At 74.3% G+C, this 26,442-nt stretch carries 16 protein-coding genes; 5 read left to right on the top strand and 11 right to left on the bottom strand.

The genetic code is table 11. The features are described 5' to 3' along the window. Window positions 1-190: 190 nt before the first annotated feature. Window positions 191-2,359: an AfsR/SARP family transcriptional regulator gene (locus ACZ4YY_RS27885; RefSeq protein ID WP_468295973.1), complete on the top strand. Its 2,169-nt coding sequence runs from the start codon at window positions 191-193 to the stop codon at window positions 2,357-2,359. Window positions 2,360-2,459: 100 nt separating this feature from the next. Here ACZ4YY_RS27885 and ACZ4YY_RS27880 read toward each other — a convergent pair whose 3' ends face one another. From ACZ4YY_RS27880 to trpD, 7 genes are all read right to left on the bottom strand, one after another. After that, the gene (locus tag ACZ4YY_RS27880) at window positions 2,460-3,443 is read right to left on the bottom strand and encodes a TauD/TfdA family dioxygenase (protein WP_468295971.1); all 984 of its coding nucleotides are present in this window, start codon (window positions 3,441-3,443) and stop codon (window positions 2,460-2,462) included. 5 nt (window positions 3,444-3,448) lie between these two features. Then, complete coding sequence (locus ACZ4YY_RS27875; RefSeq protein WP_468295968.1) at window positions 3,449-3,655, bottom strand: MbtH family protein; 207 nt, start codon at window positions 3,653-3,655, stop codon at window positions 3,449-3,451. 125 nt (window positions 3,656-3,780) lie between these two features. Next, a complete protein-coding gene (sbnA, locus tag ACZ4YY_RS27870) occupies window positions 3,781-4,770 on the bottom strand; it encodes a 2,3-diaminopropionate biosynthesis protein SbnA (protein ID WP_468295963.1) in 990 nt (329 codons plus the stop codon). Window positions 4,771-4,813: 43 nt separating this feature from the next. Beyond that, the gene (sbnB, locus tag ACZ4YY_RS27865; RefSeq protein WP_468295959.1) at window positions 4,814-5,851 is read right to left on the bottom strand and encodes a 2,3-diaminopropionate biosynthesis protein SbnB; all 1,038 of its coding nucleotides are present in this window, start codon (window positions 5,849-5,851) and stop codon (window positions 4,814-4,816) included. A 41-nt stretch (window positions 5,852-5,892) separates the two neighbouring features. Then, window positions 5,893-6,906, bottom strand: a complete 1,014-nt coding sequence (locus ACZ4YY_RS27860; RefSeq protein WP_468295956.1) for a TauD/TfdA family dioxygenase — start codon at window positions 6,904-6,906, stop codon at window positions 5,893-5,895. A gap of 1 nt (window position 6,907) precedes the next feature. Continuing rightward, entirely contained in the window at window positions 6,908-8,977 is a 2,070-nt protein-coding gene (locus tag ACZ4YY_RS27855; RefSeq protein ID WP_468295955.1) for a non-ribosomal peptide synthetase, read from the bottom strand. 464 nt (window positions 8,978-9,441) lie between these two features. Next, on the bottom strand, window positions 9,442-10,524 hold the full coding sequence (gene trpD, locus ACZ4YY_RS27850) for an anthranilate phosphoribosyltransferase (RefSeq protein WP_468295952.1): 1,083 nt from the start codon (window positions 10,522-10,524) through the stop codon (window positions 9,442-9,444). 1,109 nt (window positions 10,525-11,633) lie between these two features. Here trpD and ACZ4YY_RS27845 point away from each other — a divergent pair. The 4 genes from ACZ4YY_RS27845 to ACZ4YY_RS27830 all read left to right on the top strand — a co-directional run bounded on the left by ACZ4YY_RS27845 (window position 11,634) and on the right by ACZ4YY_RS27830 (window position 16,741). After that, complete coding sequence (locus tag ACZ4YY_RS27845) at window positions 11,634-13,010, top strand: class II 3-deoxy-7-phosphoheptulonate synthase (RefSeq protein ID WP_468295950.1); 1,377 nt, start codon at window positions 11,634-11,636, stop codon at window positions 13,008-13,010. A 245-nt stretch (window positions 13,011-13,255) separates the two neighbouring features. Then, window positions 13,256-14,698: a MocR-like pyridoxine biosynthesis transcription factor PdxR gene (gene pdxR, locus ACZ4YY_RS27840; RefSeq protein WP_468295947.1), complete on the top strand. Its 1,443-nt coding sequence runs from the start codon at window positions 13,256-13,258 to the stop codon at window positions 14,696-14,698. 278 nt (window positions 14,699-14,976) lie between these two features. Further along, entirely contained in the window at window positions 14,977-15,732 is a 756-nt protein-coding gene (locus tag ACZ4YY_RS27835) for a DUF6875 domain-containing protein (protein WP_468295944.1), read from the top strand. After that, window positions 15,719-16,741: a methyltransferase gene (locus ACZ4YY_RS27830; protein ID WP_468295938.1), complete on the top strand. Its 1,023-nt coding sequence runs from the start codon at window positions 15,719-15,721 to the stop codon at window positions 16,739-16,741. Before ACZ4YY_RS27835 ends, ACZ4YY_RS27830 begins: the two co-directional genes overlap by 14 nt. A gap of 105 nt (window positions 16,742-16,846) precedes the next feature. Here the strand turns inward: ACZ4YY_RS27830 and ACZ4YY_RS27825 are convergent, their stop codons facing one another. The 4 genes from ACZ4YY_RS27825 to ACZ4YY_RS27810 all read right to left on the bottom strand — a co-directional run. Continuing rightward, complete coding sequence (locus ACZ4YY_RS27825; protein ID WP_468295935.1) at window positions 16,847-19,375, bottom strand: ABC transporter permease; 2,529 nt, start codon at window positions 19,373-19,375, stop codon at window positions 16,847-16,849. After that, on the bottom strand, window positions 19,372-20,247 hold the full coding sequence (locus ACZ4YY_RS27820) for an ABC transporter ATP-binding protein (RefSeq protein WP_468295932.1): 876 nt from the start codon (window positions 20,245-20,247) through the stop codon (window positions 19,372-19,374). Before ACZ4YY_RS27820 ends, ACZ4YY_RS27825 begins: the two co-directional genes overlap by 4 nt. A gap of 152 nt (window positions 20,248-20,399) precedes the next feature. After that, window positions 20,400-22,073, bottom strand: a complete 1,674-nt coding sequence (locus ACZ4YY_RS27815; protein ID WP_468295929.1) for an amidase family protein — start codon at window positions 22,071-22,073, stop codon at window positions 20,400-20,402. A 66-nt stretch (window positions 22,074-22,139) separates the two neighbouring features. Beyond that, on the bottom strand, window positions 22,140-26,442 hold a 4,303-nt coding region (locus ACZ4YY_RS27810; protein ID WP_468295922.1), incomplete at its 5' end, for a non-ribosomal peptide synthetase.

Below are 26,442 nucleotides of genomic sequence, written 5' to 3'. Positions count from 1 at the left end.
CGGTGGCATGTCGTAAAATTCTCGCTGCTTCGATCGACCTGAGAAGCACTTACCGACCGATGCCCGACCGGTGGACTAACGGGTGCCGGTCCGGCACGGGTTGAACAATCTCTTCAGGGCGGGTGACTCCGCCGCGGCACCGGCTGCCGGCCGCCGCAGAAGAAACAAAGTAGGGAATAACGGGGGATATATGGGCTCAGAAACAGAGCAACTACACTTCAAAATACTCGGCGCCCTCTCCATCTCGGTGCGGGGCCGACCGATTCCCATCGGAGGCTCACGGCAGCGGACCATCCTCGCGATGCTGTTGCTGCATCCGGGCAACGTCGTCTCCGTCGACGCGCTGGTGGAGGCGGTGTGGAACGGCAGACCACCGGCCACGGCGCGCACCCAGGTGGCCATCTGCATCGCCGCGCTGCGCAAGCGGTTCAAGGCCGAGGGCTGCGACGAGGAGGTGATCCTCACCACCCACCCCGGCTACGTCCTCGCCCTCGACCACCACTACCTGGACGTCACGGAGTTCGACCGGCTCGTCGCCGACGCCCAGGACGCCGTCCGGCAGCAGCGGCTGACCGACGCCGCCGCCCTCTACGAGGAGGCCCTCGGCCTGTGGCAGGGGCTCGCGCTGGCGGGCGTTGTCGGCACCCAGGTCGAGGACGAGATCCGGCGCCTGGAGGAGCTGCGCCTCGCGACCTACGACAGCTACGTGGAGGTCCAGCTGGAGCTCGGCCACCACCGTGACATCATCCCCGGACTCGTCTCGGTGGTCCGCGACCACCCCCTGCGCGAACGCTCCCGCCACGCCCTGATGCTGGCCCAGTACCGGGTCGGCCGGCGGGCTGAGGCGATGGAGACCTTCCGCGAGGGATGGGAGCAGTCCGTCGAGGGGCTCGGCCTGGAACCCGGCCCGGATCTCCAGGAGTTGCACACCGCGATCCTGCAGGACGACCCCGGCCTGATCACTCCTGCCGCCACCGTCCCCAAGGCGCCCGCCGTCGAACGCCGCATGCCGATGGAACTGCCCGCCGACATCCCCGACTTCGTCGGCCGCGGCCCGCAGCTCGCGGCGCTGGACCGGCTGGTCGGCGACGACGGGGACGCCAACACCCCGCTCGCCGTCGGACTCGTCACCGGCCCCGCGGGCGCCGGCAAGAGCGGCCTGGCCGTCCACTGGGCCTACCGGATCGCCGAGCGCTTCCCCGACGGGCTGCTCTTCGCCGACCTGGACCCCCAGCAGGAACACCAGGAACCGCCCACGGCCGACGCCGTGCTGGGCAGGTTTCTGTCCTCCCTGGGCGTCTCCGCCCACGAGATCCCCACCGCTCCCGCCGAGCGGGTCGCCCTCTACCGCAGTGTCCTCGCCGGCCGGCGGGTCCTGATCGTGCTCGACAACGTCCAGACCTTCGACCAGATCCGCACCCTCATACCCGGTGGCTCGCGCTGCTGCGTCCTGGTCACCAGCCGGGGGGAGCTGGAACAGCTCCTGGTCCGGCACGGCGCCGTCCGCATCAGCACCGACGCCCTGCCGGTACAGGAGGCGGTCAGCCTGCTCGGACGCGTCATCGGCGAGGCCAGGGTCAACGCCGCCCGCTCCGACGCCGTCCAGCTCGTCGAGCTGTGCGACCGGCTGCCCCTGACGGTCCGCGTCGCCGCCGCCCGCCTGGCGGCCAAACCGCACTGGCCGATCGGCTATCTGGTCTCCCGGCTCTCCCCGGAGCAGTCCCGGCTCGACGAACTCAGCATCGCCGGCACGCAGATCCGCTCCGCCTTCGCACTCAGCTGCCGTGCCCTGTCCCCGGACGCCGCCGTCCTCTACCGCAGACTCGGCCTGCTGGAGGTACCGGACTTCGCCACCTGGGTCGGCGCGGCGCTGCTGGGCCGGGCCCCGGCCGGCACCGAGCCGCTGATCGACGAGCTCCTCGCCGCCCAGCTCCTCGCCGTCGCGGGGTTCGACGCCACGGGAGAGCCCCGCTACCGCCTGCGGACCCTCTCCCGGCTGTACGCCAAGGAGCTCGCCCACCGGCACGAGAGCGTCCGGGACCGGCGCGAGGCGCTGGGCCGGGCCTTCGACGGCTGGCTCGCCTTCGCCGAGCACGCCCGGCGCGCGGGGCGCGGCGTCGAGGTTCCCCTCACCCAGGGCACCGTGCCGGGCGGCCCCGCCGACGCCACGCTGTACGGCAGGCTGACGCGGTCCCCGTCGAACTGGCTGCGCGCCGAGCGGCAGGCCCTCATCTCGGTCATCGACCAGGCGACCCGGCACGGCATGGACGGGGTCGGCAAGGCGCTCTCCGCCCTGATGCTGGACCGTCCCGAGACGTGCGTCGCCGGCGGATGCCCACCGCAGGCCCCCGCCGCCTGACCGGGGCCCGGCCGCACCGGTCGGCGCGCGCCCGCACGCCGGGCAGGGGTGCCCCGGAAGCAGCCGCCCGCGGCGGCCGCTCCGGGGCTCCCCGGCGTCCTCAGTCCAGCACGTGGCCGTCGTCCCTTCGGTGACCGCGCGACCTGCGCAGATCGGTGAAGACGAAGGTGCGCTGGAGCCAGCGGTCCCCGCCGTCGTACCGGGGCCGGAACGACGACCGTCCGTGCACGGTGACCCGGTTGTCCACGATCGCCAGATCGCCCGGGACCAGCCGCACGCCGCGCGCCGTGCGCGCGAAGAGTTCGCCCAGCTCGGCCAGGGCGGCCCGGGCGCGCGCCGTCAGCGGCTGGGTGGCCGCCAGGTCGACGCACAGGTCCGGGTCCTCCCGGGCGCCGTACACGACCGCGTGCGGCTCCGCGCCGCCGCCGTGCACGCCGAACGACGGCGGCGGCGCGGTGACGAACTCCCTGCTGAACAGGGCCTCCCGCGACTCCTCCGTCAGCAGCGGAAGGACCTGCCGGACGCAGACGGTGCGCAGCTCGGCCACCCGCTCGTGGTCGGCCCGCAGGCACAGCAGCAGCACGAAGTCCGGCCGGTGCGGGTGGAAGGCGTTCTCCGTGTGGAAGCTGAGCACCACCGATCCCGCATTGCTCTGGTCCTCCTCCTTCCCCGGTACGGGGACGACGTCCTGCACGATCGCGCCGCTCTTCTCCGCCCGGAAGGCCCCCGGATCCCCGAGGCCGCCGGCGATCAGGGTGAGCACGGCGGCGCCCAGGGTGGGCTCCCGTTGCACGGATCCGGGCCGGGAGGGCGTCGGCGGCAGGGTCTCCTCGCCGACCGGCAGTCCCCGGATCACCATGGTGCCGGTCGGGCCGGAGTCACGGCGGAACTCCCGCACCCCGTTGATGAGTCCGGCCGGCAGTTCGGGCCAGGCCCGCCGGGCCGCGGCCAGCCACGCCGGGTCGTCCACGCCGCCGCCCGGCCGGTCGGCCAGCCAGCCCGCCAGCCGCTCGGTCAGGAGCCGGTCGTCGGCGCCCGTCGTCAGGACGACCGGCTGCGCGTCACTCGCCGTTGTCGTCGTCATCCCGGTCAGCCCATCGCCTCGACGACACTGCGCGGGCGCATGTCGGTCCAGTGCTCGTTGATGTAGGCGAGGCTCTCCGCGTGGCCGGCCTCCTGCTGGGCCACCGTCCAGCCGGCCGGGACCTCCGCGAAGGCCGGCCACAGGGAGTACTGGCCCTCGTCGTTGATCAGGACCAGGTAGCGTCCGTCCGGGTTCTCGAACGGATTGGTCATGGGGGTACCTCTTTCCGTGATGCTCTCGGGTCTTTCGCGAGTGGCCCCGCAGGGGCGGGACCGGGGATTTCTCCCGGGGAACGAGGCCTGGGGCCGCCCCGTGCGGGGCGGGCGGCGGCGGGGGGTCAGGGCGCCCCGGCGGCCATGGCCCCGTCCAGGTCGAGGGCGTCCGCGCCGTACAGCCGGTGCACCCACGTGGTCTGGTAGATCGTGTCGAGATAGCGCTCGCCGAGGTCGGGAGCGATCGCCACGGCGGTGCCGCCGCGACGGTCGCGGTCCTGCTCGGCGAACCAGCGCTGCGCGCCCGCGACCACCGTCCCGGTGGAGCCGCCGAACAAGAACCCCCGCTCGACCAGCCGCCGGCAGGCCCGGATGGTGCTGATCTCGGGCACGTGGACGACGTCGTCCACGAACGACTCGTCCAGCAGGGGCGGCCGGACCCCGGCGCCCAGCCCGGGAATCATCCGGGTCTGCGGGGTGCCGCCGAAGATGACCGAGCCGACGCTGTCCACCGCGACGATCCGCACTTCGGGCCGGTGCACCCGGAACCAGCGCGCGCAGCCCATCAGCGTGCCGGTGGTCCCCGCGCCGACGAACAGCACGTCCAGATCGGGGAACCGCCGCGCGATCTGCGGCGCCGTCAGCCGGTGGTGCGCCCGCCAGTTGTCGGCGTTCACGTACTGGTTCAGCCACACGTACCGGTCGTCGCCCGCGCACAGCTTCCGGACGTGTTCGAGGCGCGCCCCGAGGTAACCGTCCTCGGGATGGGGCTCGGTGATGATGTGCACCTCGGCGCCGAGCGCCTCCATCGTCTGCCGGGCGGTGATGTTGCAGCGCGAGTCGGTGACGCACACGAACCGAAGGCCCTTGCTCGCGGCGATCGTGCTGAGCGCGACCCCGAGATTGCCCGAGGAGGACTCCACCAGGATCGAATCGAAGGTGAGCAGGCCCGATTTCTCGGCGTTCTCGATCATTTCGAGAGCGGCCTTCTGTTTGATCGAGCCCGAGAAATTGAACCCCTCGCACTTGAGATACAGAGGGACGCCGACGGACGGTCCCAGATCGACGTAGAGATCGTCCTCGTTGAATTCATGCGGAGCCGAGATGATCGGCACTGTGCCTCCCGCGGGTGTGCACGGTTGGGGGGATGCGGTCCGCTCAGCCGTACCGACGCATCTCGTGGAAGAAGTCCTCGACCACGGCAAGCTCCCCGGCGGCGCGTACCGTGTCGTACACGTGCTTGCCGACCGCCAGGTCGAGCACTCCCAGGCCGAACGGGGAGAAGACGACCGGCCGGTCCCGGTCCGGGCGCACCCGGCCGGCCAGCACGTCGTCGAGAGTGCCGTCCACGAAGTCGCGGTGGCCCAGCCGCTGTTCGGTCAGGTGCACGGAGGTGTTCGCCTTCAGGCAGTGCTCGACGTCGTCGACGATGTTCGACGAGGCGAGGATCACCTCGGGCGACAGGTCTCGCAGCGACAGGTGCAGCACCAGCGGGCGGTGGGCGAACCAGGCGGGGTCGGTGATGTGCGGCGTGGCCGCCGTCGTCGCGAAGACCAGCAGGTCCGAGCCGCGGACCGCGTCCTCGGCACGGTCGTGCACGGTCACCTTCGCCGCCCCGCCGGACGCGTCCCGCAGATACCGCGCGAACCCGTCGGCGTGCTCCGCGGACAGGTCGTACACGCCGATCTCGTCGAACGACCAGCCGGTGCCCGCCAGATAGTCGTACACGTACCGGGCGATGAGCCCCGCGCCGAAGATGCCGACACGCACCGGGCGTTGCCCGTCCGCGGTGAGCCGGTCGGCGGCCAGTGCCGCCGAGGCCGCCGTACGGCTCGCGCTGATGATGGAGCTCTCCAGGCACGCCAGCGGGTAGCCCGTGTCCCGGTCGTTGAGGATCAGCACGGCCGAGGCGCGCGGGATCCCGGCGGCCACGTTCTCCGGGAAGCTGGAGATCCACTTCAGACCGTCCACCCCGGTGTCGCCGCCCAACGACGCGGGAAGCGCGATGATGCGGGCGGTGGGGCGGTCGGGGAAGCGCAGGAAGTAGGACGGCGGATTGACGGTGTCGCCCGCGCCATGGGCGCGGTAGGCGGCCTCGACCAGGCCGACGACATCCCGATGCCGCCCCGTGAGGGCACGCTGCACCTGGCTGCCGGAAATCACCGCGAACGACGGTGCGGCGTCGGAAACGGACATGAAAGCTCCACGAGAGGGGTGAAGAAGGGGCAGGAAGGGGGTCAGGGCAGAACGTGACCGGTGAGCCGGACCGGATCGCCGAGGATCACCACGACGTCGCGGTCCCCCTCGTACGGATCGCGGCTGTGGGCCATGCGGAGGTTGTCCACCAGCAGCAGGTCGCCGCTCTGCCAGGGCTCCCCGACCGAGGCCGCCCGGTAGGCGGCGTTGATCGTCTCCACGGTCTCGGCGGTGAGCGGCGTGCCGTCCCCGTAGGCCGTGTTGAACGGCAGGCCGTCGGGCCCGTACACGTCGACCAGGTAGTCGCGGACGGCCGGGTCCATGGTCCGCTCGTTCAGGAAAGCGGCCTGGTTGAACCAGACGGGGACCCCGGTGCGCGGATGGGGCAGCACGGCGGCCCGGCGCTGCCGGGTGCGCAGCCGTCCGTCCGCCAGCCACTCGTGGTCCAGGCCGGCCGCCGCGCAGTACGCGTCGACCTCCGCCCGGTCCTCGGTGCCGAACGCCTCCGTCCAGGGCACACCGATGTCGTGGTACATCCGGGTCAGCAGCCAGCCGTCCCGCTCGAAGCGCGCGACCAGTTCCGGCGGCAGCGTTCGCAGCACCCGCGTCGAGTCGGCGACCCGGGTGAGGCCGCCGCGCGCCGGCGCGGTGACGCAGCCGAAGAGGATCAGGCCGGGCACCTCGGCCGCGTAACTCAGCTCGTGGTGCATGCACATCGGCTCGTCGGCGGGCCATTCGGACGACGTGTAGACGTCCGGGGCGTGCGACCGGCGCGGTGCGAACCGCTCCCGCTCGGTCATCGGCTCGATGCCCAGGGCCGCCGCGGCCTCGGCCACCTCGGCAGGTGAGCCGATGCCGAGGCCGCGCAGCAGCACGGCGCCGTGCTCGGCGACCAGTGCGTGTACCTCGTCCCGGCGTTGGGCCGCCCACCGGGCGGCGGAGCCCGCCGGGGGGACCGCCGACAGCACCGGCAGGGCGCGCGCCGGCGCGGCCGGGCCGGCGGCGGTCGGGTCCGCCGCGGGGGCGGAGGGTTCGTGCACGGACAGGGAAGTCATCTCATATGCCTCTCTCGGCGGTCTTGCGCTCCAGCAGCGCCGCCACCTCGGCGACGGTCGGGGTCCGCGCCAGCTCCCCCACCGACACGACCCGGTCCAGCGCGACGGCGAGCTTGATGGCGGTGAGGGAGGTGCCGCCGAGGTCGGTGAACCTCGAACCGCGCCCGATCCGCTCCGGCGGAACCCGGAGCAACTGCGCCCACAGGGCGGCGACCCGGCGTTCGGCGTCCGTCACCGGGGCCTCGAAGCCGTCCGCACCCGCGGTCCGCTCCGCCTCGGTGGCCTGCCGTGCCAGCGCCTTCCGGTCGGTCTTGCCGTTCGCCGTCAGCGGTAGCGCGGCGCGCCGGTACAGGCGCTGCGGCACCATGTAGCCCGGCAGCACCGCGGCCAGGGCGGTCCGCACGTCGTCGGCGGTCACCGCCTCGCCGCCGGTGTAGAAGCCGGCCAGGTACGGCCGCCCGTCGGGGCCCGCGACGACGACCGCGCCGTCCCGGACGCCCGGGACCTGCAGCAGCCGGTTCTCGATCTCGCCGATCTCGATGCGGAAGCCGTTGACCTTCACCTGGGCGTCGCGCCGGCCCAGGAACTCGAGGGTGCCGCCGGGCAGCCAGCGTCCGAAGTCGCCCGAGCGGTACAGGCGTTCGCCGGGCCGGTGGGGGTCGAGCCCGAAGGCGGCCTTGGTGCGGGCCTCGTCGTTGACGTAGCCGCGGCCGACGCACACCCCCGAGAAGACGATCTCACCGGGGACGCCGAACGGCGCCAGGGCGAGGCGCTCGTCCACCACGTACACCCGGACGTTGCGCACCGCCCGGCCGAGCGGCACCGAGCGGCCGTCGGGCACCCGGTCCATGACCTCGTGATTGGTGTCGTCGGAGGTCTCGGTGAGCCCGTAGGCGTTCACGAGCAGCACCGACGGCAGCACGTCGAACCAGCGCTGCACCAGCTCCTTCTTCAGCGCCTCGCCGGTCGCCGACACACAGCGCAGCCGGGGCAGCGGGCGTGGCCGCTCGGCCAGCGCGGAGAGCACCACCTCCAGGTAGGAGGGGACCAGTTGCGCCACCTGGACCCCGCCGCTCTCCAGCGTGTCCAGGAAGCGGTGCACGTCGAGGACGGCCTCCTGCTCGACGATGTGCGTCCGGCCGCCCACCAGCAGCGCCGACAGCAGCTGCCACAGCGAGATGTCGAAGCACTGCGGGGCGGTCTGGGCGACCACCTCGCCCTCCGTCATGCCGAGGTCCTCGATCTTGGCGTACAGATGGTTGAGGAAGCCGGCGTGCTCGCACATCGCGCCCTTGGGCTCGCCCGTGGAACCGGACGTGAAGTAGATGTACGCGAGCCCGCCGGCGGCGACCGGCAGCCCGAGGTCGTCCTCGGAGCGGTCCTCGTCCAGAACCTCGTCCAGGTACGCCCGCCGGACACCGGGGCTCTCGGCGAGGGCCGCGGCCAGGTGCGGCACGCCGCGCTCGGAGAGCACCCAGCGGCTGCCGCTGCGCGCCAGCACGGTGGCGATCCGGTCGGCCGGGAACGACGGCTCCAGCGGCAGGTAGCAGCCGCCGGCCTTGAAGACGCCGATCACCGCCGCCAGCCACTCCAGGGTGCGCTCGGTCACCACCGCGACCACGTCCTCCGGGCGCAGACCGCGGTGGTGCAGCGACCACGCGATCCGGTTGGCCCGGGCGTTCAGCTCGCGATAGGTCCACCGGTGCTCGCCCCGGACGGCGGCGACCGCGTCGGGATGCCGGCGCACCCGCTCCTCGAAGAGCTCGTGGAACCGGCGGTCGGGCAGGTCCCGGACCGGCCCCGCGAACTCCTCCAGCAGCGTCCGCGTCTCGTCGGCCGGGAGCAGTCCGCGCGCGTGGTGCGACGCGTCCGGGGTGGAGGTCAGCAGCCCGAGCGCCGTGCGCAGGTAACCGGCGACCCGCTCGGGGGAGACGTAACGCTGTGCCTCGGCGCCCTGCCAGGCCACGAGGGCCTCCGTCCGGCCGGCCGGGGTGGCCGTGCGGGCGATCAGGTCCCGCCAGGTGCCCTCGGCGACGGCGCCCTCGTGGAAACCGGTGACCGTGGCCGCCACTTTGGCTCGTGCCGCGAGCCACACCGTTTCGGTGCCGACACCGCATTCCCCGGCGACGCGGCCGATAGCGGCCGCGAGGTCCGCGGACACGGCGGGGAGAAATCCGGGCCGTGATTCTCCATGGCCTGTAGCGCCCGTCGCGCTGTCACTCACAAGCGTTGCCCCCACACCGGAAGTCCGTCGGACCGTGAAACCGTTCACCCGATTCCACGCTGAGCGTCGACGACGTTAGGAGGTGTCTTTATCGCCGCCCTATCGATGTGCCTCGCGGGGGCCAATACGGGGCCAATAGCCGCGGTACGCAACGGCCGGTGCGGGGGTGTGCCGGGGGTCGGTCCGTGCGCGGTGGTGCGGGGCGCGTCGGGTCCTCCCGTGAGCGGTGGCGCGGCGGGTGTGTCGGGGGAGTTGTGCCGTGATGCGGTGGGTGCGTCGGGGCAGCCGTGCGCGGCGGCACGCCGGTCGCGTCAGCTCGGTCCGTACACGGCGGTGTGGCGCTCGGAGGCCTTCGCGCGCGACATGCGCACCCAGTGGTTCAGCAGTTCCGCCGCCGCCCCGGAGTCGATGGACAGCTCCGCGTCGGGCAGGCAGGCGGCGATCCGTGCGGCGACCGGGCGGTCGTCCGGGAGCAGCGCGGCCAGTCCGGCCGCGGCGGACAGCAGCACCGCGTCCCGGACGGGCCCGCGCGCACCGGCCAGCACGTCCCGCACCACCCGCGCGTTGTACTCCCGGTCGCCACCGCGCAGCGCACCCGCGGCCGCGTACGGGATGCCGACCTCCCGCGGGTCGAACGCCGACGTCGCCACCCGGCCCTCGGAAACCGTCCACACCGTCGAGGTGGTGACCACGCTCAGCTCGTCCGTGCCGTCGTCGCCGCGGAACACCAGGCCCGACGTGCCGCGGCGGGCCAGGACCCGGGCGGCGAGCGGACCGCACGGCGGATCGGCCACGCCGAGTGTCTGGGCGCTGGGACGGGCCGGGTTGGCCAGCGGGCCGAGCAGGTTGAACACCGTCCGCACGCCGAGCTCCCGGCGGACCGGCGCCGCGTGCCGCAGCGCCGGGTGGAAGACCGGGGCGAAACAGAAGACGATGCCGGTCTCCTCGAGCAGCTCCGGCAGGCACGCGGGCGGCAGGTCCAGCACGACACCGAGCGCTTCCAGCACGTCCGCCGAGCCGCAGACGGAGGACGCCGAGCGGCCGCCGTGCTTGACCACGCGCGCCCCGGCGCCGGCCGCGACGATCGCCGCCGTCGTCGAGATGTTCACCCGGTCCGAGCGGCCCCCGCCCGTGCCGGCGATGTCGAGCACCGGGCCCGCCACCGGCAGCGGCACCGCGTGTTCGTCCAGGGTCCGGAGCAGGCCCTCGACCTCACCGGGTGCCTCGCCCTTCGCCCGCAGCGCCACCAGCAGGCCGGCCAACCGGGTGGGCGGGACCTCTCCGCACATCACCTGGCGCAGCGCCCACGCGGTGTCCTCCGGCGTCAGGTCCCGCCCGGCGAGCAGCGTGTCGACCAGCGCGGGCCAGGACCGCTCCGCGTGCCGCGTGGTCATCGCCCGCTCCATCTGCTCACCGCTCTGCCCGCTCGCCGGACGCGGACGGCACCGGCAGGCGCGGCACCGGCCGGGACGGCGTCGTACACCGGGCCGGCCGCGGAGCCCCCCGCACCGCCGCCGGGCCGGTCGGGGCCTCCGCCGGGCCGGCCGACGCCGGAGAGGCCCTCCCGCGGGAACGGCCGGTCCACGCCGAGCCGTCGGGCCGACGCGGTGCGGGGGTCCGCGCCCGGCCATCGGTCCGACACGGTGCGGGGGTCCCGGCCGCGTCGGCTGTCCGGGCCGCGTCGGCTGTCCGCGCCGCGGGGTTCGGCCACCCGGCGCCGGTCGGCGAGGTGGCCGCGGGAGCGGGCCGGGGCGGCGCGTGCGGGGGCGACGGGGGCGGGATGGGTCGTCATGTGAGCCGTCCGAGATCGTCAGGAAGGGAGGATCCGGCCCAGCAAAGCAGCCGCGGAGCGGCCGCGACCACACCACTTCGGCACCGCTTCACCGGACCACTCGGGAATTACTTGACGCTTTCGTGCGTCGGCCGGTGCAATCGCCGTACCCGGCCCGCGCCGGCGGTGCCGTGCCGGGAGGGGCGCCCCGTCGGCGCCGTCGCCGCCGGGCCACGGGGCCGAGCGGTCCCGGCGCGCGTGCCGGCCCCGCCCGTGCCGTGGCCCGTCCAGCCGCCGGGTACGGCACCTGCGACCGCCTTCCGGGCGGGCCGGCACCACTTCGGCGCGCACCCCCGTGCCACCCCTCCCGGCACGGCACGGCCGGCCTCCGGGCCGGCAGCCCTCGGTGACCCCGCCACGGCCGTGCGCGCCGGGAACGACGGTCCGGTGCGTTCCGGCACCCCTACGCCCGCGTGTCGCCCGCGTACCACCCGGCCGACGCCCCGTACGCCCGTCCCACCCACCCACCCACCCGCCCGCGCCCCGCCCGGCCGACGGCCGGCGCCCCGCCCACGCCCCGTACGCCCTACCACCCGTCCGCGCACCGCCCGGCCGACGGGCCGACGGCCCGCACACGTCCCGTACGCCCTACCACCCGTCCGCGCACCGCCCGGCCGACGGGCCGACGGCCCGCACACGTCCCGTACCGAGTACCGGCCCCTGGAGGTCACCATGAACGCTCCCGCTCCCGCGGTCCTCACCCCCGCGGACCCTCGCGCGGCGAGCCCCGACCGGCGGCCCGGCCCCGCGGCGCCCGTCGCGGAGCAACAGCCCGACTGGCCCGACCCGGAGCATCTGGCCCGGGTGCGGGGCGAACTGTCCGTCCTGCCTCCCCTCGTGGCCGCCCCCGAGTGCGACCGGCTGCGCGACCGGATGGCGGCGGTCGCCCGGGGCGAGGCCTTCCTGCTCCAGGGCGGCGACTGCGCCGAGACCTTCGCGGACTCGACGGCGGACGCGGTCGTCGGCAAACTCGCCACGCTCCTGCAGATGGCGGTGACCCTCAGCTACGGCGCCGGGGTGCCGGTGATCAAGGTCGGCCGGATGGCCGGCCAGTACGCCAAGCCGCGCTCCCGGCCGACGGAGACGCGCGACGGCACGACACTGCCGGTGTACCGGGGCGACGCGGTCAACGGCACCGACTTCACCGCCGAGGCCCGCCGCCCCGACGCCGGGCGGCTGTTGCGCGCGTACACCGCCTCGGCCGGCGTCCTCAACCTGGTCCGGTCGTACTCCACGGGCGGGCCGGCCGACCTGCACGAGGTGCACCGCTGGAGCCGCGGCTTCGTCACCGGCCCGGCGGGGCGGCGGTACGAGCGCCTGGCCGACGAGATCACCCGCGCGCTGCGGTTCCTCCGCGCCAGCGGCGCCGCCCCCGCCGAACTGCGCACGGCCGAGTTCTTCGTCAGCCACGAGGGCCTGCTGCTGGATTACGAGGAGCCGCTGACCCGGCGCGACGAGCGCACCGGTGCCCACTACGCGACCAGCGGCCACCTGCTGTGGATCGGCGAACGCACCCGGGCGCTGGACGGTGCTCACCTCGCCCACGCCGCGCGGATCGCCAACCCCGTCGCGGTGAAACTGGGACCCACCGCCACCCCCGACGAGGTCCTCGCCTACGCCGACCGGCTCGACCCGCGGCGGGAACCGGGACGGCTGACGTTCGTCGTCCGCGCCGGCGCGGACCGGGTGCGCGACGTGCTGCCACCGCTGGTGGAGCGAGCCCGCGCCGAGGGCATCCGGGTCGGTTGGGTGTGCGACCCCGTGCACGGCAACACCGTCACCACCGGCAGCGGCCTGAAGACCCGCCGGTTCGACGACGTCCTGGCCGAGGTGCGGGGTTTCTTCGACGTTCATCGCGCCCTGGGCACGCACGCCGGGGGCCTGCACCTGGAACTCAGCGGCGACGACGTCACCGAGTGCGTCGGCGGCGGCGTCGGCATCCTCGAACAGCACCTCCCGCGCCGCTACGAAACGGCCTGTGACCCGCGGCTGAACCGCAGCCAGTCCCTCGAAATCGCTTTCGCGGTCGCAGAGATGATGCGGAACTGACACCACCGCATTTCCCGCCCCGTCCCGGGGGCCGCCGGATGTTCAGCCGATGCGGACTCGATAAAGGGGCTCCATAGCATCCCCGCAGAATCGTCTTTCTTTCCGTGAGGGCAGTGCCGGGCGTCCTCGGAAAGACCCGGAGCCGGCCCGCTTCGGGGGGTCATCATGATCGGAAGCATCGTCGGGCCGGCGGTGACCACGGCTGACCGGCCGCGGGCGGACACCCCGGGACGGGAGGCCACGGCGTGCCCTGGCAGACACTGATCGACGTCACCCGGGGCGCCCCGGTGCCGCTCACCGCGCAGATCCAGTCCACCATCCGGCAGGAGATCGCCGACGGCACCCTCCGCCCGGGCGCCCGGCTCCCCTCGAGCCGCCGGCTGGCGGAGGACCTCAACGTCTCTCGCAGCGTCGTCGTGGAGGCCTACGGACAGCTCATCGCAGAGGGCTATCTGGAGGCGCTGAGGGGCTCGGGCACTTACATCTCCCCGCACCTGCCCCCCACCGCCGTCCCCACCCTCCTCGACGACGGCGTCGTACCCGACGTCCGCTGGGACCTGCGGGCCGGCACCACCGACCCCGGGGCCTTCCCCCACCGGGAGTGGCTGACCGCCTACCAGCGGGCGCTGGCCGGCGCGGGACGGCGGGAGCTCGGCTACCCCCCGCAGTCGGGGGCGACCGTCCTGCGCACCGAACTGGCCGGCTACCTCGGCCGCACCCGGGGGGTGCGCACGACACCCCGGCAGATCATGGTGACGTCCGGCTTCGCCCAGGTCCTCAGCCTGCTCGGCGAGGCCCTGCCCCGGCTCGGCATCGACGGGCTGGTGATGGAGGACCCCTGCCACCACCGGCAGCGGCAGTTCGTCGCCGAGGCCGGTCTGCGGGTCGGCTCCGTGCCGGTGGACGAGGACGGCATCGACGTGGCGGCGCTCGCCCGCACCGGCGCCCGGGCGGTGCTCGTCACCCCCGCGCACCAGTTCCCCACCGGGGTCACCCTCAGCGCCGAGCGCCGGGCCGCCCTCGTCCGCTGGGCGGACGACGTCGACGGCTTCGTCATCGAGGACGACTACGACGGCGACCTCTGGTGCGACGACGCACCCCGCCCGCTCGCCCTGCAACGGCTCTGCCCGGACCGGGTGTTGTACGCCGGTACCGCGAGCAAGTCGCTGTCGGCCGCGCTGCGGCTGGCCTGGATCGCCCTCCCGCCCCGCCTGACGGCCCCACTGGAGCGGGCGCGCGCCCGGCGCGACCTCGGATCCGAGGTCCTCACCCAGTTCGCCTTCGCCGAGTTGCTCACCTCCGGCGCCTTCGACCGCCACCTGCGCCGCCGGCGCGTCCGGCTGCGGGCCCGCCGCGCCCTGCTGGAGCGCGCGGTCCGCACCCATCTCCCGGACGCCCGCATCCTCGGCGCGGCGGCCGGGCTGCACGCCTACGTCGAACTGCCCCGGCACGTCGACGAGCCCCGGCTCGTCGCCGCCGCGCTGCGCCGTTCGGTCCTGATCCGGGGCGGCGCCCATTTCCGCCACGGCACCCGGCCCGCCCCGCCCGCCCTGGTCATCGGCTGCGCGGCGGTTCCCGGCGCCGCGATCCCGGACGCCGTCGCCGCCCTCGGGCAGGCCCGCGCCGACCTGCCGGGCGCCACGCCGGCCTCCGCAGCGGCCGCGCGGTGGTCCCCGTGCCCCACCTGACCGACGGTGTCGCGCCGACCGGGCTGCCGCTCCCGCCGACCGAGGACGAGCCCCCGCTCCCTCGCGGCCCCGCGAGGTCAGGACCACCCTGCCGCAGGAGAGGCGCCCGGGGTCGGCGCGCGGCGCGACGAACACCGCGCCGCGGCCCGCCCGGAGGCGATTCCCGTCGCGGATCCGGTGCGTTCCGCCGAAATCAGTGATACCTCGTCGATAAAGGCACCTTCTAGCGTCGTCCTCGAAAGCGTGAATAGCCCGGGCTGTTCCACGTTCCGAAACCGATGTCCGTATGGGGTGCAGCACTCGTCATGAATGCGATGGAAAGTCAGAGCGATCTCGTCGGCGAGACGGCGGCGTGGCTGCGGTCCTTTCTCACGCGGCCACATGCCGATCTCGGCCGCAAGGGAGCCGTGTGCCCCTTCATGGAACAGTCCCTGAAACTAGGCCGTACGGCGCTGAGTTCCGTCGACGTCAGCGGCCCCCGGGGGCAGCGCCGACTGGAGACGACAGCCCGTTCCGCGCTCGCCCGGCTCGGTGAGGACGCAGCGGGCGACAACGTCTACAACTCGTTCGTCATGGTCCCCGTCGGCGCGGACGAAAGCACCCGTGCCGCAGTGGTGCTCGACGTCCAGCAGGAGCTGAAGGCGGAGGCGATAGCGGCCGGCAAGATGGTCGGCGAGTTCTATCCCGGCCATCCCATGCCGGGCATTCACCAGCCGTCCTTCCGGCCGCTCGCCGCCCCGCACCCGCTGCTCGCCGTCCGGGCCATGGTCATCACGGACATCCTCTTCCTCGTCTTCCCGTCGATCCCGCCCGCCGACCGGCTCGCCTACCTCGAGGTCTGGCACAGCCGGTTCGGCGACTCGGCCGTCGCCCCCTGGGCGGCGCTGTACGAGAGCGCCCGCGCGCAGGCCGAGCGGGAACACGGCGGCCGGGCGGGCGAGGACCTCGCCGCCCCGGCCGGGGACGGCGCCGTCGGCCGGGCGGGGGAGCCTGCCCGTGGTCAGGCGGGGGAGGACGCCCGTGCCCGCGTCTGACCCGCTCGAGCAGGAGCGCCGCCGCCTCACCGAACTGTTCGACATCGCGCCCAGCCGCGTGCTGTACGCGCTGTGCGCCCTCCGCGTCGCCGACCAGGTGCCGCAGGACGGCATCGACGCCGGCGCCCTGGCCGACGCGCTCGGCCTGCACCGGGAGCGCCTGACCCGCCTGGTCCGCGCCGCCGAGACACTCGGCGTCCTCCGCGTCGACACCGACGGCACGGTCCGCCTCACCCCCGCCGGCACCCTGCTGCGCTCCGACCGACCGGGCAGCCTGCGTGCCGAGTTCTCCGACAACTCCCTCTTCACGGCCTGGGCCCCCTTCGCGCAGACGATCACCGACGGCCGCCCCGGCTACGAACTCGCCCACGGCGTCGCCGTCTTCGACAGACTCGGCGACGACCGCGAGGCCCTGCGCACCTTCCACGAGCACATGCGCATGCGTGCCCTCCAGCTGTACCGGCCCCTCGTCCCGGCGCTGCTGCGGCACTGCGGCGCCCGCGTGCTGGACGTGGGCGGCGGCACCGGCGGACTCGGCGACCTGCTGCTGGCCGGCGACGACCGGCTCCGGGTCACCCTGACCGACCTGCCGGACGTGGTCGACCTCGTCCCCGCGGACCTGCTCCGCCGGTACCCCGGCCGGTTCCGCGCCGAACCCGGCGACATGCGGACCTTCGTCCCCGAGGGGTACGACACCTACGTGCTCGGCAGCGTCCTGCACGACTGGCCCGACGACGTGGCCACCGCGATCCTCGCCCGCTGCGCCGAAGCGGCCCGCCGGACCTCCGCGGACGCCACCGTCGTCCTGCTGGAACGGGTGCTCGACGACAGCGGGGCCGACCCGCGCCGCATGGGCGACATGTGGATGATGGCGATGACCGGGGGCCGGGAGCGCACCCGCGCCGAGTGGGCCGAACTGGCCGCGGACGCCGGGCTCGTCCTGCGCACCGTCGAGGACGGCGGCGAACTGTCCGCCGTGGTCCTCGGCGCGCGGGCGGACGGCACCTGACGGCCGGTCCGCACCCGCGGGAACGTGCGGGGCCCCCGGGACACGCGTCCCGGGGGCCCCGCACGTCGTGGCACCCGGCCCCCACCGGCCCCGCGCCCGCGGTGGTCAGGCGCGCCGCGTGACCCCTTCCGTGGGCCGGACCCGCAGCAGTCGCCGCAGCGGCAGCATCGTGGCCGACAGCCCCACCACCAGCGCGACCGCCGTCACCACGGCCGGCAGCGCGAGCGGCAGGTAGGGGAAGGAGGCCCCGGTGGCGGCCTGGACGAGCGGGCGAAGGATGACCAGCGCGATCGCCGTTCCGATGCCGAGCCCGGCCAGCACCACGGTCAGCGCCTCCAGTCGCACCACCCGGCGCAGCCGGCGCGGGCTCATGCCGATCAGCCGCAGCATCGACACCTCCCGCAGCCGCTCGAAGGTCACCATGGTGAGGGTGTTCGCCGCGGCGATGCCGGCGAAACCGGTGATGACGCCCAGCGCCATGGTCTCCAGCCAGGTGAACTGCTTCGTCGACTCCTCCGCGGCCTGGGTGAACGCCCGCGCGGTGTGCACGCTCGCCCCCGGGGTGCCGGCCACGACCGACGCCAGCGCCCGGTCGAACGCGGGGGACGGCGCGGCGGCGGCGCGCACCAGGATCCGGTCGGCCAGCGGCGAGGTCAGATGCCCCTCGACGGTGGCCCGGGGCAGCAGCACGTCACCGATGCCGGCGCCGCGCTCGTAGGTCGCCGCGACCACGGGACGGATCCGCGTGCCGTCGCCCAGCCACAGGGTGATCGGCCGCCCGACCGCGGTGTGCACCCGGTCGGCCACCCGCCGCTCGACGGCGACGGTACCGGCGGCGAGGGACCCGCCGCCCGCCGGACGGACTCCGGCCAGCGATCCGGTGACCACACCCGGGTCCAGGGTGCGGGCCAGCCGCCCGCCCTCGCCGGTGAAGGCGCGGCCCCGCACGGCGTCCTTCTCGGGCCGGGCGTCCTTCTCGCCGGAGCCCACCAGCACGGTCATGTCGGTGATGGCGGTCGCCGCGCCCACGCCGGGGGCCCGGGCGGCGCGTTCCGCCATCCGGTCCGGCAGTCCGCCGGGCGCCTCCACGACACGGTCGGCGGTCAGCGCCGCCTCGCTCTGGACGCGGGACTCGTGCGTCAGCGAGGTCTGCTGGCCCACCTTGGTCACCCCGAAGGCCACCACGAGCGCCACCGGCACGATCGCCGAGGACAGGCGGCGCGCCCGTGCCCGGCCGTTGAGGGTGGCCAGTTCGCCGGTGACACCGGTCAGCCGCAGCGGCAGGCCCAGGACCTCGGTGGCGAAGCGGGCGAGGAGCGGACCGAGCAGCGACACGGCCACCAGGAAGAGCAGCAGGACCAACGGGGCGGCGTTGTTCGCCGTCGTGCCCCCGTCGGCCAGCACGGTGACGGTCAGCAGCACGGCGCCGCCGAGGGCCGCCAGTCCGACCAGCAGACGGATCGGGCCGATGCCGCGCCGGGGCACCGCGGCCTCGCCGAGGGCCTGTGCGGGACGGCTGCGGGACGCCCGGAAGGAGGCGATCAGACTGCCCGGCACAGCGGCGAACAGACCGGCGAAGGCCGCTACGGCCACCGGGATCCAGTTCAGCTCCAGCCGCGAGCCCGGCGGCATCAGCGCCCGTGCGTCCATGGCGTCGAACAGCACCCGCGCCAGCAGATACCCCGGCGCGACGGCCACGGCCACGGCCAGCACCGCCACCAGCGAGGCCTCCGCGGCCGCCGTCCGCCGGATCTGCCCGGGACGCGCGCCGATGCCGCGCAGCAGGGCGGTCTCCCGCTGGCGCTGCGAGATGGACAGCGCCATGGTGTTCGCCACCACGAAGATCGCGACGTACAGGCTCAGGCCGGCCATCGCCCCGAACATGCCGACGGTGTTCTCCTGCAGCGTCGAGAAGTCGGGATTCTCCACGGCGTTGCGGTCCCCCGCGCCGGTCAGCACCCGGGCCGAGCCCGCCACCGTGCGGACCTGGTCGGCGAGCCGCTCGGCCGGGACGCCGGGCTCGGGCAGCACCGCGATCGCGTCGGCCCGGCCCGGGTGGCCGGACAACCGCCAGGCCTCCGCGTCCGCGAACCAGACTCCGGGCTGCCGGGCGTCGACGACGGCCGCGAGCCGGTACGAGACGGTGCCGTCGGCGCCGGTCACCCGCACCGCGGCCCCCGGCGCCACGCCCAGCGCCCGCGCCGTGCCCGCGTCGAGTGCCACCCGGCCCGCGGCGAGCGCGGGCGCAGTCGTGTCCCGCTCGGTGGCGAAGCGGACCGTGGACGCCGGCTGGCCGTCCGCGACCACGGGCGTACGGTTCCCGGCGGACACGCTCACCGGGAACGCCGTGTCCGCGACAGCGGCCTTCACCTGGGGCAGCGCCGCCACCCGGGCCGCCAGGGAGGCGTCCACCCGGGCCCGGTCGGTCACCGGTCGGCCGCCCGCCTCGTCGTCGCCGACGACGAGCACCGGCACGGCCGCGTAACGCTCGGGCGCCTGGTCCGCGTCCAGGGCGGCGAACATCAGATGACCGCAGCAGATGATCACCAGGGCGCCGAAGAGCAGGGCGACGAACGTGCCGATGAACGCGGAGGGGCGGGAGCGGATCTGGGCGCGCGCGAGTCCGGTGCTCATGATTGGCCCCGCATCCTGCCGGCCGAGCGGGGACGGTCGGCCGCCGAGGTCAGCGCCCGCAGCCGGGCGGAGATCTCCTGCGGGTCGCTCAGCGACAGTTCGTCGGTGTTCTGACCGTCCACCAGGAACAGCACCTGGTCCGCCCAGGCCGCCGCGTTCGGCTCGTGCGTCACCATCACCACGGTCGCGCCGAAGTCGTCCACCGCCTCCCGCAGCAGCGCCAGGACCTCCGCCGCCGTGGTGGTGTCCAGGGCCCCAGTGGGCTCGTCCGCGAAGATCACATCGGGATCGGTGACCAGGGCGCGGGCGATGGCCACACGCTGCTGCTGACCGCCCGACAGCTCACCTGGGCGGCGCCGCCCCCGGTCGGGCAGCCCCACCCGGGAGAGGATGTGCTCGGTCCGGGCCCGGTCCACGGGCCGGCCCGCGAGCTTCAGCGGCAGCTCCACGTTCTGGTGCACGTTCAGCGCGGGCAGCAGGTTGAAGTGCTGGAAGACGAATCCGAGCCGGTTCAGCCGGATGTCGCTCAGCTTGCTCTCCCGCAGCTTCGTCAGCTCCGTGTCCCCGAGCAGCACCGTCCCGGACGTCGGCCGGTCCAGCCCCGCGGCGCACTGCAGGAAGGTGCTCTTGCCGGAGCCCGACGGCCCCATCACCGCGGTGAAACTGCCCCGGGGCAGGGCGATGCTGACGCCGCGCAGGGCACGCACCGCGGCACTGCCCCGGCCGTAGCTGCGGTGCACGTCCCGCAGGGTCACCGCCGCGCCGGAGAGCGGGCCGTCGAAGGCCCGTGCGCCCCGCCCGCCGCCCAGCGCGGGCTCGGTCGCGGCACGCCCCCCACCTTCGGGGTGCGGCTGCCGGGAACGACGAAACATGGGGCTTCCTCTCCATCTCGGGGGCGCGGGCCGGCCCGTCCGCCCCGAGGGGCGGAGCGCGCCGACACCAGCGACCCTAGGGCGGCGCGGGGCACCCGCACGAGCCACTCACACGCCGTAAATCCCTGGGGGAAAACCCCACCACCGGCAGCTCACAGACCCGGACTCGCCGGGGTGAACGAGGGCGCCCGCCGGACCGGGTGCGCACGCTCGAAGGCGCTCGCGAAGCGGATCAGCTGCGGCTCGCTCCAGGCCGTGCCGGCGAAGGTGACGCCCACGGGAAGGCCGTGCACATGGCCGGCGGGAACGCTGATCGCCGGGTAGCCCGCGTAGCCCACGGCGATGGCGCTGCCCATGATGGCCGGGTCGCCGTTGACCAGGTCGACCTTCCACGCGGGCGCACCGGTCGGCATCATCAGCGCGTCCAGCCGGTCCTTCTTCAGCGCCGCGTCGACGCCCTCGTCGCGGGCCACCCGCCGCACGGTGGCCACCGCCTCCTTGTAGTCCGGGTCCGACAGGGTGCCGGGGAAGTCGGCCATCATGCGCAGGATGTCCTGGGTGAAATACTCCAGCTCCGTGTCGGCGTGCGCCTCGTTGTACGCGATCAGCTCGGCGAGACTGCGCGGGTGGTCGCCCGGGGTCCGCGCCAGGTACGCCTCGACGTCGTTCTTCATCTCGGTGATCTGCACGAGGAACGCCGCGTCCAGGTCCGACACCATGCTCTCGGCGGTGGGGATGTCGGCGCCGTCGACGACGACCGCACCCGCGTCCTGGAGCACCTCGACGGCCTGCTGCGCCACCGCGTCCGCGTGCGCGCTGTACCCGGTGAAGACCGTGCGGGGCAGGCCGATCCGGGCGCCGCGCAGTCCGCCCGGCTTCAGGTACGGGGTGTAGTCGTGGTGGAAGTGACCCTCGCTGTCCGCCGTGGCCGGGTCCGCCGGGTCCACCCCGGTGAGCACCCCGAGGAGGAGCGCCGCGTCCCCGACCGTACGGCACAGCGGGCCGACGGTGTCGAAGCTGCGGGCGCCCGGGAACATGCCCGCGCGGCTGGTGAGCCCGGTCGTGGGCCGGATGCCCACGATGCCGTTGCACCCCGACGGGCCCAGGATCGACCCGATGGTCTCGGTCCCGATCGCCGCCGCGCACAGCCCGGCCGCGGTCGCCGCGGCGGGTCCCGCGCTGGAACCGTTGGGCGAGCGGTCCAGCTTGTACGGGTTGCGGGTCTGCCCGCCCCGCTGGCTGTACCCGCTGGACGCGCTGACCAGCGAGGTCAGATTGCCCTTGGCCAGCGGGATCGCGCCGGCCGCGCGCAGCCGCGCCACCGCCGTCGCGTCCTGCGACGGCCGGACGCCCAGCAGCGCCCGCATGCCGTTGGTGGAGTGCATCCGGTCCGCGGTGGCGATGTTGTCCTTGATCAGCAGGGGAACCCCGTGCAGCACTCCCCGGATCCGGCCCGCCCGCCGCTCGGCGTCCCGCTGGGCGGCGAGCTTCAACGCGTCGGGGTTGGTCTCGATGACCGCGTGCAGCCCCGGTCCCTTGTGGTTCAGCTCCTCGATCCGGTTCAGGTAGAAGGTGGTGAGCTCCACCGACGTGAGCTTCCCCGAGGCCAGCCGGTCGCGCAGCTCGGTCAGGCTCAGCTCCTCCAGCCCGCCCCCGCCCCGGCTCATGGACCGTCCGGACCGCAGGCCCGCCCTGGGCTCGGTGGTGGCCGCGGCACGGGCCGTGCCCACGCCGAGCAGGGCGGGGGCGGCCACCGCCGCCCCCAGCCCCAGCAGCCTGCGGCGGTGAATCTCGGGTATCGCGGAGAGGTATTTCCGAGCAGCCATCGTCACGCTCTCTGGATCGATGTTCGACAGGTGGCAGAGACCGTACGAGGGCGGGCTTCCGTTTCGTTATCGACGACCGTCGTTCCCGGCCGGTGCACCGGTGTCGAGGTCCCGCAGCCGCCGGCCGAGCACCGCGGTCACGGCCCGCAGCGGCTCCCCGCCGAGCAACTCGTCGTGCGTGCAGACGACTTGATGGCTGTCCACCGTGCCGGTCACCACCCGCCGCCACGCGTCGGCCATGGCGCCCGGGTTCTCACGGCCCGCCGTCGAGGTGAACAGCAGCAGGTCGCCCTTGAACGGCGAGGGCTCCCGGCGGCTGCTGACCGAGACCGCGTGCACCATCACATCGAGCATCCGGGACAACTGCGCGTCGGTGAAGCCCTCCGGGAAGCCCTCACGCAGGGCGGCGAGCACCGCCGCGCGCCGTGCCGCGAGGTCGCCCGGACCGGCCGGGGCGGGAAGGGAGCCCGCCGGGGCGGGAACGGAGCCGGACGCGGTGGCACCGGGCGCCCGCGGGCCGGTGCCCGAGGCGTCCTGGACGCCCGTCGCGTCCTGGACCAGGTCCGCGTACAGGCGCGCGAGCACCTGCTCCTCGTCGAGCGGGCCGCCCTGCGCCTCCACGCCCGGGTAGGCGTCGAGCACGGCGACCAGATCCACCTCCTCGCCCCGCTCCTGGAGCCGGGCGGCGATCGCGTGGGCGAGCGAGCCGCCCAGCGAGTAACCCAGCAGCCGGTACGGCCCGGTGGGCCAGGCCTCCTGGATGCGGGTGGCGTAGTCCTCCACCAGCGCGTCGACATCGGCCGGCAGCGGACCGTCGTTCGTGAGCGCCGGGCTCTGCAGCCCGAACACCGGTGCCGTCAAGTCCAGTTCACCCGCGAGCCCGCTGTAGGCCCAGCACAGGGGCACCGACGGATGCAGACAGAACAGCGGGACTCCGCCGCCCGTGGACCGCAGCCGCAACAGCGGCTCCAGGCCCCGGTCCGCGCCGCCCGCCCGTGCGTCGTCGTCGGCGGCGCGGCCGAGCCAGGCGGACACCTCCGCCACCGACGGCATGCCGAACAGGTCCCGCAGACTCAGGTCCACGGCGAAGGCGGCCCGGATGCGGCTGGTGAGCCGGGTCGCGAGCAGCGAGTGCCCGCCGAGATCGAAGAAGTTGTCGTCGATGCCGACGCGTTCCGCCCCCAGCACGTCGGCGAAGAGCCCGCACAGCACCTCCTCGCGCGCGTCGCGCGGGCCCCTGCCGCCGTCCGCCCCGACGGTCCGCGGCACGGGCAGAGCGCGCCGGTCCAGCTTTCCGTTGGGGGTGAGCGGCAGCCGGTCCAGGACGACGAACGCCGAGGGCACCATGTACTCGGGCAGCTCCCGCGCCGCCCGGACCCGCAGACCGGTGGTGTCGAACCCGTCCTGCGGCGCCGCCGCCGAGGGCACCACATAGGCGACGACGCGCTTGTCGCCGGGCCGGTCCTCGCGGATGACGACGGCGACGCGGGCGACGTCCGGGTGGCCGGTGAGCACACCTTCGATCTCGCCGAGTTCGATGCGGTACCCGCGGATCTTGACCTGGTCGTCGGCACGGCCGACGAAGTCGAGCCGGCCGTCGCGGCGCCACCTGACGAGGTCGCCGGTGCGGTACATGCGTCCGCCGGGCGGGCCGAAGGGGTCGGCCACGAAGCGGCCCGCGGTCAGGTCCGGTCGGCCCAGATAGCCGCGCGCGAGACCCGGGCCCGCGATGTACAGCTCGCCGGGGACACCCGGAGCCACCGGGCTCAGCGCCGCGTCCAGCACGTACACCCGCGTGTTGAACACCGGACGGCCGATCGGCGCCGGACCCGTACCCAGGTCCGGCCCGCAGACGGCGAAGCAGGTGTCCACCGTCGCCTCCGTGGGACCGTAGGCGTTGACCATCAGCCGTCCCGCCGACCAGAACGCCCGCACGTCCGGCGGGCACGCCTCCGCCCCGACCATCAGGGAGCGCAGCGCGGGCAGCGGACGGCGGGGGACCCCCGCCAGCAGCGCCGGCGGGAGATGCGCGTGGGTGATCGCCCGGTCCGCCAGGAAGTCGCCCAGTTCCTCACCGACCAGCGTCCGGTCCGGCAGCACCAGGCAGGCACCCGACAGCAGGGCCATGCACAGCTCGGCCACCGACGCGTCGAAGCTGAGCGAGACCAACTGCGAGACTCTGCACCCCGGCCCCGCGCCCAGCCGCACCCGCTGGTGCTCCGACAGGTTGGCCAGGCCCCGGTGGGAGACGACCACGGCTTTGGGGCGGCCGGTGGAGCCGGAGGTGTAGATGAGGTAGGCGGGGTGGTCGGGGTGCGGGCGGGTGGTCGGCGCGTGGCCGGGCCGGTCGTCGAGTCGGTGCGTGTCGAGGGTGAGCAACGGTGTGTCGGTGGCGGGGAGGGTGGCGGTGAGCTGTGTGGTGGTGATCAGGAGCGCGGGACGGGCGTCCTGGAGCATGTACCCGATGCGGTCGCCGGGGTAATCGGGGTCGAGGGGCAGGTAGGCGGCGCCGGCCTTGAGGACGGCGAGGATGGCGACGACCAGGTCGGTCGACCGGGGCAGGGCGAGGGCGACGTGCTGCTCGGGGCCGACGCCCTGGCCGATCAGGTAGTGGGCGAGCCGGTTGGCGCGGGTGTTGAGCTGGTCGTAGGTGAGCGTGTGGGTGCCGTGTTCCACGGCGGGGGCGTCCGGTGTGCGGACGGCCCGGGCTTCGAAGAGCGTCGGGAAGGTGGCTTCGGCCACCTCCCGGCCGGTGTCGTTCCAGTCGGTGAGGATGCGGCGTCGCTCGTCGGCGGACAGGAGGGCGAGGCGGCTGAGCGGTTGTGCGGGCTCGGTGGTGGCGGCGCGCAGGACGCGTTCGAGGCGGGTGGCGATGGCGGCCGCGGTCTGCGGGTCGAACAGGTCCGTCGCGTACTCCAGCACCCCGTGGATGCCGGCCGCGCCGTCCACCGCGTCGAACGTCTCCTGGAGGTTCACCGCGAGGTCGACCTTCGCCGCCCCCGTCTCCACGCTGCGGCCCTCCACGACCAGGCCGGGCATGGCCATGCCGCCGTCGGAGGCCTCCTCCAGACCCAGAGCCACCTGGAAGAGCGGGTGGTGGGCGAGCGAGCGGGTGGGGTTGACGATCTCCACGAGCCGCTCGAACGGCACGTCCTGGTGGGCGTAGGCGGCGAGGTTCGTCTCCCGCACCCGGGCGAGCAGCTCGGCGAACGTCGGGTCGCCGGAGGTGTCGGTGCGCAGCACCAGCGTGTTGACGAAGAACCCGACCAGGTCCTCCAGCGCGTCGTCGGCGCGGCCCGCGACCGGGGTGCCGATCGGGATGTCGGTCCCGGCACCGAGCCGGGTGAGCAGCGCGGACAGCGTGGCGTGCAGCACCATGAACACGGTGACCTGGTGCTCCCGCGCCAGCCGGACGACGCCCTCGTGCAGGTCGGCGTCCCAGGCGATGGGCACGGTGGCGCCGTGATGGCTCGCGGTGGCCGGGCGGGGCCGGTCGGTGGGCAGCTGGAGCTGTTCGGGCAGGCCGGCCAGGGCGGTGCGCCAGTGCTCGATCTGCCGGGAGATCACGCTGTCGGGGTCGGTCTCGTCGCCGAGCACCTCCCGCTGCCACAGCGTGTAGTCCGCGTACTGGAGAGGCAGCGGCTCCCACTCAGGGGCACCACCCGACCGGCGGGCCGCATAGGCCACCGACAGGTCATGGGCGAGCGGCCCTGTCGACAGACCGTCGCTCGCGATGTGGTGCACCAGGAGCAGCAGGACGTGTTCCTCCGGGCCCAGGCTGAACAGGGTGGCCCGCAGCGGTACTTCCGATGTGAGGTCGAAGGCGTGGCGGGCGGCCGCGGCCACGTCGTCGTCCAGCCGTTCCGCGGTGGTCCGGACGATGTCGACGGCCGGCGCGGCCTCGGAGGCGTCGAGGACGCGCTGGTAGGGGGTGCCGTCCGCCTCGGGGAAGACGGTGCGCAGGGTCTCGTGCCGGGCGACCAGGTCGTGCAGCGCGGTGCGCAGGGCGACGGTGTCCAGGGCGCCGGCGAACCGGAGGTGCAGCGGAACGTTGTAGGTGGCGCTGGGGCCCTCCAGCCGGTGCAGGAACCACAGCCGCTGCTGGGCGAAGGACAGCGGCAGCCGCTCCGGCCTCGGCATCCGGCTCGGTGCGGCCTGTACCTCACCTGAGGTGCCCAGACGTGCGGCGAGTGCGGCGACGGTGGGTGCTTCGAAGAGGTCGCGGACGGTGAGGTGGGTGCCGAGGGTGGTGCGGATGCGGCTGGTGAGTCGGGTGGCGAGGAGGGAGTGTCCGCCGAGGTCGAAGAAGTTGTCGTCGATGGTGAGGTGGGGGAGGGTGAGGGTGTCGGCGAAGAGGCCGCAGAGGATT

Source organism: Streptomyces sp. NPDC030143 (assembly GCF_055573695.1).
Note: the sequence above shows the minus strand (reverse complement) of the source record. Positions and strands in the feature narration are given on the sequence as shown.

What these genes read in the sequence shown, in the direction of transcription:
- ACZ4YY_RS27885 (WP_468295973.1), top strand. Translation starts at nt 191, where the DNA reads ATGGGCTCAGAAACAGAGCAACTACACTTCAAAATACTCGGCGCCCTC.
- ACZ4YY_RS27880 (WP_468295971.1), bottom strand. Translation starts at nt 3,443, where the DNA reads ATGACGACGACAACGGCGAGTGACGCGCAGCCGGTCGTCCTGACGACG.
- ACZ4YY_RS27875 (WP_468295968.1), bottom strand. Translation starts at nt 3,655, where the DNA reads ATGACCAATCCGTTCGAGAACCCGGACGGACGCTACCTGGTCCTGATC.
- sbnB (WP_468295959.1), bottom strand. Translation starts at nt 5,851, where the DNA reads ATGTCCGTTTCCGACGCCGCACCGTCGTTCGCGGTGATTTCCGGCAGC.
- ACZ4YY_RS27860 (WP_468295956.1), bottom strand. Translation starts at nt 6,906, where the DNA reads ATGACTTCCCTGTCCGTGCACGAACCCTCCGCCCCCGCGGCGGACCCG.
- trpD (WP_468295952.1), bottom strand. Translation starts at nt 10,524, where the DNA reads ATGACCACGCGGCACGCGGAGCGGTCCTGGCCCGCGCTGGTCGACACG.
- ACZ4YY_RS27845 (WP_468295950.1), top strand. Translation starts at nt 11,634, where the DNA reads ATGAACGCTCCCGCTCCCGCGGTCCTCACCCCCGCGGACCCTCGCGCG.
- ACZ4YY_RS27835 (WP_468295944.1), top strand. Translation starts at nt 14,977, where the DNA reads ATGTCCGTATGGGGTGCAGCACTCGTCATGAATGCGATGGAAAGTCAG.
- ACZ4YY_RS27825 (WP_468295935.1), bottom strand. Translation starts at nt 19,375, where the DNA reads ATGAGCACCGGACTCGCGCGCGCCCAGATCCGCTCCCGCCCCTCCGCG.
- ACZ4YY_RS27820 (WP_468295932.1), bottom strand. Translation starts at nt 20,247, where the DNA reads ATGTTTCGTCGTTCCCGGCAGCCGCACCCCGAAGGTGGGGGGCGTGCC.
- ACZ4YY_RS27815 (WP_468295929.1), bottom strand. Translation starts at nt 22,073, where the DNA reads ATGGCTGCTCGGAAATACCTCTCCGCGATACCCGAGATTCACCGCCGC.